Origin of the sequence: Ruminococcus sp. (genome assembly GCF_024691275.1) — a bacterium.
GTDB lineage: Bacteria > Bacillota > Clostridia > Oscillospirales > Ruminococcaceae > Ruminococcus.
In genome coordinates this window covers 1-5,761 of sequence record NZ_JAILNU010000008.1, presented here as the reverse complement: position 1 = coordinate 5,761, position 5,761 = coordinate 1, and the positions used below count along the sequence as shown (strand labels likewise).

Below are 5,761 nucleotides of genomic sequence, written 5' to 3'. Positions count from 1 at the left end.
GCGGTCGATAATCGCAGGCATGAAGTTCTCGTGACGATACTGCTCTTCGAGCGGAATGACGTCCACGGTCTTGTAGATTTTTGATGTTACAGTCTTGTGGTTGATGAGCGTTCCCGTGTATGCCTCGTTCTGAATTATACGTTTGACCGTTGTTTGCGCCCAGAGAAATCTTTTTACGATTTCTGTGTGACGTGGATTCCTTTTTCTGTGGGAGAAGTATTCCGGTGACTTTATTCCACAGTGATTAAAGTCCTTGGCTATAGTGCTTAGTCCGTAGCCTTCAAAGAACTTCTCGAATATTTCTCTGACTATCGCTGCTGCCGTTTCATCGACCAGTACCTCACCTGTGAATTTATCCTTATAGTATCCCATCGGAAGGTTCACAGGCATTTCTGTTTTTTGCTTTTGTCGTATGCCTGCACGGACTTTCTTGCCTATATCTTTGGCATAGAAATCATTGACGAGCTGCTTGAAACCTATTATCATATCATCATTTTCGTTCGATGAGTCTATGCCCTCGGTTACTGAATACACCTTGACGTTGTTCTCGCACAAGTAGTCGATGAACAGTGCCGTGCGTGTTCGGTGTCTGCCAAGTCGGGACAAGTCCTTGACCAACAGGACATCAACTTTGCCGTCCTCGACTGCGAGCTCTATCTGGTGCATTCCCTTGCGCTCGAAGGTCATTCCAGATACGTTGTCGTCGAAGCTTTCTCCGACGATGTCATAACCATTCTGCTCGGCATAGTCCACAAGTATCTGACGCTGATTCTGAAGACTGTTCATCTCGGCGTCTTCGTTGCGTGACAGTCTATAGTATAACCATGCTTTCATTTATATACCTCCATTCTTATTGGCAGTCGCAGCACCTTGGTTGGTGCTACGACACAACATACCACAGACTTCCTCAGAAGTCTATTGATTTCTTTTTTTTTCAGAAATTTCGACCTTATCAACAACATCTGTCAGTGGACATTTGTCTACATCACCTGAATGGAGGTAGTCGCTGAGCAGCGATTTTATGAACAGGTCAAAGCCCTGTGCATCTCCATTGAATCTGACATTGATGTTCCTGATTTGCGGTTCTTTAATAGTTCTTCCCAATATAAAACTCTCCTTATAATTCTTTCATTCATGTTTCTGAAGTGGTTTACATTGTTCATGTTACATTTCTCCTTTATTGAATTTATAGGGATATCGTCTTTCACGATACCCTTTAGTTGAAAGTGATTACCGTCACGTTTCGTGACGCTTATCTCTGACCGGACGTATCGTTCTGTCAGCTCATACCTTCCGTTATGAATGACATGAGGCTGCTGCCATTTTGGCAACGCCTGTTGAGTACTGAACATTTCGTTCTGCACCTACAAAGGGATGAACGTCTCGTTCACACCTGTCCCACTTTATGGCAGGTGTAGTACGGTGACCCCTTTGTTCACCGTGTGCTTACAGCGTGTTTCCCTTACATCAGGACTGTCCGTTTTGGACACTCCTTGCTGAGCCTGCGATTTGTCGGCTTAAGTATATGAGGTGGTGGTTCACCACCTCAAAATTATGACGGGATATTTCATCCCACCATACCGAATTCCCATTTTTGGAACTCGGTGCAGTCCCGTTTCGTTACCCCATGTGCATACCGAGTTCTTCCTTTTTCCTGAGCTCCTTGGCGAGTGCCTTGCTGTCAACGTGTTCTCGAGCGTACTCGGTATCGTCAGCAGGCTCGTCCTCGATTATCGAAGCCACAGCTGTAACGCCGCTGACAATGCTATCAAGACTGACTGCGATATCACTATCCACTTGACAACTTTCAGGCTTAGCCTGTGCTTGTATTCGGCGAGTTCTTTCAGTTTCAAGCCATATTGCTCGTTCAGCTTCCCAGCCTGTGAGACGAGCTCCGCTGTTGCTTTCTTCAACTCCTCGACTGCTAAAGTCGCAGTTTCCGACGTTTGATCCAGCAGTTCCCGACAGGATTCTATTGTTGCTCTCTGCTCGGAGCGTACTGTTTTCAGCACCTGTTCTGTCTCTGCTTTCGTTGACAGCACCGATAGTGTTTGCAGTATCTCTAACTGCTCCTGTGCCATTAGCTTGTTCAATTTTATCAGCGCTCTCCAATTGGCATTGAGCACTAAGACTGCTGGCTGAGTTTCCTCCGCTGCTGACAAATCTCATCGCTGAGCTTCATCAGTTCCTCGACGCTCTCTTTGTTGGAATGGTACTTCTTTCCGTCCTCGAAGCTGACAGAGTTCAGCACCAAGTGGCTGTGAATATGTTCTCTGTCGATATGAGTTGCGACTACTACTTCGTATTTGTTGAACGCTTTCTCCGCGAGCTCCACCGCTATCTTGTGTGCGAGTTCGGGCTCGATTTCGTAGCCGCTGGGGAAACTCTGCACCAGATGATAGTAGAGCCGTCCGTCAGGCTTGTGATACAGGTTCTTGGTTGCGGTCATTTCATCGAGTGCAGTCTCGGGTGAGCAGTTGACACCTGTCACGAAACGCTTGTCCTCAGAGACCGTCTTTTCCTTTCTGCTGACGTAGTTGAGAACATTCTTCATGCCGCCAGCGGTCTGAGTTTTGTTGTTGATGAAATGGATGATAGGCACTATCTCACCTCCTTAGCTATGTCGCAGACGGCTTGAGTGACAACCTTGTGCTGCTCCACAAGCTCGTCCAGTCTGACCGAGTGAAGCCTTCCTTCATGTGCCAGCATTGCTATCTGATTGAGATTCCGCCCGATAGCTTTCTGCTGCTTTGCGACCTCGTCCAATCCGTCAGCCACGATGATTTTCTTATCGAGTGCCGACCTGAGAACGAAGTCACTGAGAGACAGCTTGTGCCGCTGAGCCTTGTTGTGTATCCGCTGATACTCGTCATCGGTACAGCGAATTGTGATAGTTCGATTGCGTTTTCTCATTGTATCACGCTCCTTTCTTTGTGCAATTTTTGTGAGGGGGTTCGGGGTTCGCCCCGACCAGCAAGCGTTCGGCGGACTGCCGAATGCGATGCTGGCATTTCATACTTCCGTCGCCAGTACTGCTCTATCAGCGGTAGTTTTCTCCCTAGATCGTTAATTCGTTTCCTATAAAACCATCTCCTTATTTTTTTCGTACACAGCCGATAGCTTTTTTCGTTACTGGCAACTGCTCGCGCGAACTATTTGTGTGGGCTGTGTCTGGAGGATATTTGCTCTCCCAAGCAAAAATGTGGGAGCAGTATCCTTTTTACAATTTGAACTGTTTTGGCACATATATCAGACACATCACGAACGGGTCAGTACAAAAGTGCGCGACACATCACGGACCTGCTGCGACTTCACAGTGGTATCCGCCGCACTTTTGCCTGACCGAATCAGAAGCCGCCCGACTGCACATCGGACTCATAGGCAGCTTAAATGCTCGGCTGCCCCAGCACACCCCATTGCCTGCGACGGTTTTATCACGCTCGGACTGTGGCTGAGTGTAAGTATCCGTTCCCGACTTTCATCGCTGACTTCACACCTGCGCTGTGTGAAACCGAAGATGTTACCGCTCGGCTTTCGCGTCATCGCGCATCTTCGGGCTGGTACGGCTCACCCCCCACCATCGGAAACAACGTAACTCCTGATCCCATATTCAATTGTCAAGTTACTATTTGAATTTTTACTTGTTCATTTCAGGTCACTCCTTTGTAGCATTTATATGTAACATATTGTTCAGCATATCATATTACATAGTTTTGAGAAGAATGAGCAGCGTTACTAATTGAACTCTGCTCTTGCTTCATATTCACTTGTAATTGCATATTCGATATATGCTATTACTTGTTCCCGATTATATTATAACACACTATTTTTATTTGTCAAGGCCTCCTCAAAAAATATTTGAAAGAAAAAGAGCAAAGCGTCAATGCTTTGCTCGGGACTTATATACGTTATATTGATTGCGGCAGCGTGCTGAACAGAACTCGCTGCGAATGTCAGCTGCATAGAACAGCTTGCCGCAGTGCTTACAGGTGCGGAGCGGCTTCTTATCGTCGGTCACTGCTTTGGCAAAGGCGAGGTCTATCATAGCTTTGAGGGAATCATACTCGCACAGCAGATTCAGACCGTTCCTATCGTCTATCTTATAGGTCAGGCGAGGAGGTACGAACTCCGTCAGCTTGGATTCCTTGCATATCGTCAAGCTGTACAGGTACTTGAAATATTTCTTCACCCATTCAAGCGGCTCGCAGTATCTATACTTCCACAGGAACATTGTCGAGTATATAGGGCTGCGGTAGTACAGTCTGAGCTTCCCTTTTTGGTTGGATTTAGCCATTATATCGATGTTATCGAGAGGGAAGAAGACCTTTGCGAACTCATTTACGTCAACGATACCGCTGTCAGTGAAGATATTGTCGCGAACGATGACACGCTCATTTTTACCTATATCCGAGCCTGCAATATCGGGCATTATTCCGAGCAGACCGTATTTGTGAACGAAGTCCAGCATCATTTCATTTTGTCCGAGGTCATTCTCAGTCAGATACTTACCAAGATTAAGAGCATCGGTCATCATTTCATTTTCGCTCTCAATTGGATCATACACCGAGCCATATTCGCAGGGAACGATGTACTCTGTGCCGTCTATGCTCTGTATCTCATATCTTGTGTTTTTATGCCAGTAACTGACTAATAGGTGCTCCATATGGACCTCCTTGTAATTATATCAAATATTATTTATATTACTTGTTGATTATATTCTAACATACTATTCTTTGTTTGTCAAGCTCTTATTTCTTCAATACAAAAAGAAGGCAGCCGAAGCTGCCATATCATACCGTGAGGTCTGCGATGCCTGTGGATAAGCCCGGATTCGCTCATAGTACGGTATACTGTTCTGAGGCTGACGTGAGTGCCTTTCCGGGCAAGAGCTGCCTGCATCCTTCTGACACCGTAATTCTTATTATCAGGATGCTCTGAAAGAATTCCTTGTATTTTGACCAGAAGAAGTTGCTTTGCACCGGGCTTGCCCTGATTTCTGAGTCAGCGATAATAGCCTGATTCGCTTATTTTCAGAAATCTGCATATTGCTTTCACTCCATACTTGCTGCGTAACTCATTGACGAACAGATGACGTTCGCTTGTCTTTACTTCTTCCGATCTTTTGCGAAAAAACCGAGTGCGTCCTTGAGGATATCATTAGCTTTGCGAAGCTCGGCAATCTCTTTTTCAAGCTCAAGATTACGCTGTTTAAGCTCTTCATCAGTCATTTGATACTTCTTAGCTTTGGCAGCGGCATTTCGCTTTGTACGCCAGTCTGAGAGTGTGTAATATTGAATCCCTAATTGCTGTGCAGCCTTTTTCAGTCCAATCTCGTCCGATAGCTTTAATGCTTCTTCTTTGAATTCTTTACTGTACTTCATAGTCGTTTTCCCTTTCCGGTTTTATTATTTATATTCTACCAGATTTTTGGGTGTTTGTCGACTGCTCTTTCAGTATAACACTTCACAGTATTTCAAGTTAGCAAAATATATTTTTAGGCAAAATCATCTCAATTCTACTTTCCACTCAATACAACACATTTTTGTATATTACTTTTTGTTAAATACATACATAAATTGGTGTTATAATATTAAAAATGCTCCTTCAAAATGAAGGAGCATTCAGTCTGTCCAAAAACCCCTGATTCAGAGAGAATCAGGGGTGATATTTTTGTAAAAAAATAAAGTAAAGGGTAAAAAAGAGAATACAGAGTGAGAAATGCAGCGAAATTGGAAGAAGATAGCATACTTCTTCAGATTCA

General features: G+C 44.9%; 8 protein-coding genes. All 8 read right to left on the bottom strand.

Annotated elements, in window-relative coordinates; genetic code table 11:
* The coding region (locus K6G33_RS01045) for a recombinase family protein (RefSeq protein ID WP_296775273.1) at positions 1-834 on the bottom strand (834 nt) is incomplete at its 3' end.
* 81 nt (positions 835-915) lie between these two features.
* The gene (locus K6G33_RS01040; protein WP_296775272.1) at positions 916-1,104 is read right to left on the bottom strand and encodes a hypothetical protein; all 189 of its coding nucleotides are present in this window, start codon (positions 1,102-1,104) and stop codon (positions 916-918) included.
* A gap of 516 nt (positions 1,105-1,620) precedes the next feature.
* Positions 1,621-2,169, bottom strand: coding sequence for a hypothetical protein (locus K6G33_RS01035; RefSeq protein ID WP_296775270.1), 549 nt, complete (start codon positions 2,167-2,169; stop codon positions 1,621-1,623).
* Positions 2,126-2,602 carry a relaxase/mobilization nuclease domain-containing protein gene (locus K6G33_RS01030; RefSeq protein WP_296775269.1) on the bottom strand — a complete coding sequence of 159 codons (477 nt, stop codon included), beginning with the start codon at positions 2,600-2,602 and terminating at the stop codon, positions 2,126-2,128. Before K6G33_RS01030 ends, K6G33_RS01035 begins: the two co-directional genes overlap by 44 nt.
* Positions 2,602-2,913 carry a plasmid mobilization relaxosome protein MobC gene (gene mobC, locus K6G33_RS01025; protein ID WP_296775266.1) on the bottom strand — a complete coding sequence of 104 codons (312 nt, stop codon included), beginning with the start codon at positions 2,911-2,913 and terminating at the stop codon, positions 2,602-2,604. The genes K6G33_RS01030 and mobC overlap by 1 nt, the downstream gene beginning before the upstream one ends.
* A gap of 967 nt (positions 2,914-3,880) precedes the next feature.
* Positions 3,881-4,663 carry a hypothetical protein gene (locus K6G33_RS01020; RefSeq protein WP_296775263.1) on the bottom strand — a complete coding sequence of 261 codons (783 nt, stop codon included), beginning with the start codon at positions 4,661-4,663 and terminating at the stop codon, positions 3,881-3,883.
* A 77-nt stretch (positions 4,664-4,740) separates the two neighbouring features.
* Positions 4,741-4,962, bottom strand: a complete 222-nt coding sequence (locus tag K6G33_RS01015; RefSeq protein WP_296775275.1) for an IS3 family transposase — start codon at positions 4,960-4,962, stop codon at positions 4,741-4,743.
* A 143-nt stretch (positions 4,963-5,105) separates the two neighbouring features.
* Complete coding sequence (locus tag K6G33_RS01010; RefSeq protein WP_296775261.1) at positions 5,106-5,381, bottom strand: transposase; 276 nt, start codon at positions 5,379-5,381, stop codon at positions 5,106-5,108.
* Positions 5,382-5,761 lie beyond the last annotated feature (380 nt).